This window comes from Clostridium gallinarum, from assembly GCF_014836325.1.
GTDB lineage: Bacteria > Bacillota > Clostridia > Clostridiales > Clostridiaceae > Clostridium > Clostridium gallinarum.
Window position 1 is genome coordinate 1 of sequence record NZ_JACSQZ010000119.1, and the last position, 2,385, is coordinate 2,385.

Below are 2,385 nucleotides of genomic sequence, written 5' to 3' on the forward strand. Positions count from 1 at the left end.
TAGAACTAAATCGCTAAAAGCGACGGCTGGGGAAAATGATTAAATAAAAGTTTATATGGAAAAAATAAGAAGTGAAGTTTCTTTCTCAAGGAAGCTTCACTTCTCACATTTTACACACCTTTAAGGAGTGATAAAATGTATCAAAAAATAGACAAAATGGTTAAAGATTTAGAACTACGTGGACGAAGTGCTTCAACTATAAAAAATATGGTCTACACTTTGAAAAGTTTTTCTAAATTCTATAACCAGCCACCTGAACTACTAGGTGAACAACAAATCATCAACTATTTAGATTATTGCATAAATGAGAAGAAATTATGCAAGGCAAGAGTAAATAGTATAAATTCTATATTGAAATTTTTTTATGTTGTAACATTAGAAAAACAATGGAATGATTTGAGAATTCCTAGAATTAGATGTCATAGAAATTTACCAGCATATTTAACTAAAGAAGAAGTTAAACTTATTATCGATAATGCCACTTATTTAAAGCATAAAGCAATTCTATCAACTATATACTCCGCAGGTTTACGTGTAAGCGAAGCAACAAACTTAAGATTATCTGACATAATGAGTAAAGAGATGAAAATTAGGGTTAGAGCTGGAAAAGGCAATAAAGAAAGATATACTTTATTATCACAAAGGAACTTAGAGTTATTAAGAGAATATTGGAAAGTATTTGGACATAAAAACTATGATTCGGAAGATTATTTATTTACATCTAGATATAGAGGTGAACGCTTAACTAACCGTGGAATTCAATCTGCCATGTTAGCTGCAACTAAAAGAGCAGGTATAACTAAAAAGGCTACGCCGCATACGCTAAGACATTCTTTTGCAACACATTTAATGAATGATGGTGTAGATTTAGTTATCATACAAGCATTATTAGGGCATTCTAATTTGAAAACAACATCTATATATCTTCATGTGAAGGATTATACCGTATTAAATGTAGTTAGCCCTTTTGATAAGCTATGAGTTCATTACAGGAGGTAATGTCTGTTCATGGAGAAGATTACATCAGAAGTAAAAGGCTACCTCATAATATAATAAAAGCTATATCTTCTATTCAATATTGTAAAACCGCTTCGCTTGGCGGACATATTTATGAATGTGATGAGTGTGGTGAAACTAAAATAGCTTATAACTCATGTAGAAATAGACATTGTCCTAAATGTCAAAGTTATGCTAAAGAATTATGGATTTATGAAAGAGAAAAATCTTTACTACCAACTCATTATTTTCATATGGTATTTACAGTTCCAGAGCAATTAAACTCATTAATACTTTTTAATCAAAAGGAATTATATTCAATATTATTTACTTCTGTATCCGAAACTTTGCTAGAACTAGCAAAGGATAAAAAATACTTAAATGCAGATATAGGATTTACAACAGTATTGCATACATGGGGGCAGAATCTAATGAATCATCCACATATACATTGTATAGTCCCTGGCGGTGGATTAAGTTTAGATAAATCTAAATGGATAAAATCTAAGAAGAAGTTTTTTATTCCAGTAAAAGTTTTGTCTAGAAAGTTCAGAGGAAAGTTTTTGTATTATTTAAATAGACTTTACTTAAGTAATAAATTAATCTTTCCTAAAAGTATTAATGAATTAAATTCAATAAATATTTTTAATGAGTTTAAAGATTCTCTATATAAAAAAGAATGGATTGTTTACAGTAAAGCTCCTTTTAGAAGTGCAGAATATGTTTTACAATACCTCGGTAGATATACTCATAGAGTTGCAATATCAGATAATAGAATAATTAAAGTTGATGAAAATAATGTTTCCTTTAGATGGAGAGATTACAAAGATAATAATAAACAAAAAGTAATGACATTAAAAGCTAGTGAATTTATTAGAAGATTTACTATGCATATATTACCAGATAGATTTGTTAAGATTAGACATTATGGAATATTAGGAAACAGAAATAAGAAATTAAAGTTTAAGCGATGTCTTGAGATATTTAGGGTAAAACCTAGAGAAGACGAAAAACTATCGTCAGCGGAGCTATTCTTTAAATTAACAGGAATTAAAATAGGAATGTGTAAAATTTGTGAGAAGGGAAATTTAATAGAAAAAGGAATTTTAATGCCTCGAAGCTATTCACCACCTTAAATAAGGTAAAATTGAATATTAGCTTGATAATGGGGAGGGGGAAAGTGTATACTTAAATAAGGAAATATATGTAATAGAATGAGTTTTAAATATATTTTAGAACTATATCGTATTAAATTAGATTTTAAATTTAATTTGGAAGTTTTTGAATCCCCATACGGGGGCGGATGCTTTTAGCGACTTCGTTCTATATAATGATTGCAATATTGAGGTATATAGAGTAATTCTTATTAGAGTTTAATCTCATATTAAT

At 28.8% G+C, this 2,385-nt stretch carries 2 protein-coding genes; both read left to right on the plus strand.

Features of this window, described 5'->3' with window-relative positions:
- The first annotated feature begins 156 nt into the window (after window positions 1–156).
- Entirely contained in the window at window positions 157–981 is an 825-nt protein-coding gene (gene xerA, locus H9660_RS16035; RefSeq protein WP_243190692.1) for a site-specific tyrosine recombinase/integron integrase, read from the plus strand.
- Entirely contained in the window at window positions 978–2,132 is a 1,155-nt protein-coding gene (locus H9660_RS16040; protein ID WP_191751372.1) for an IS91 family transposase, read from the plus strand. Before xerA ends, H9660_RS16040 begins: the two co-directional genes overlap by 4 nt.
- Window positions 2,133–2,385: the final 253 nt, after the last annotated feature.

Bases quoted from the DNA above. Each gene is read 5' to 3' on its own strand.
- xerA (WP_243190692.1), top strand. From the start codon at position 157: ATGGTTAAAGATTTAGAACTACGTGGACGAAGTGCTTCAACTATAAAA.
- H9660_RS16040 (WP_191751372.1), top strand. From the start codon at position 978: ATGAGTTCATTACAGGAGGTAATGTCTGTTCATGGAGAAGATTACATC.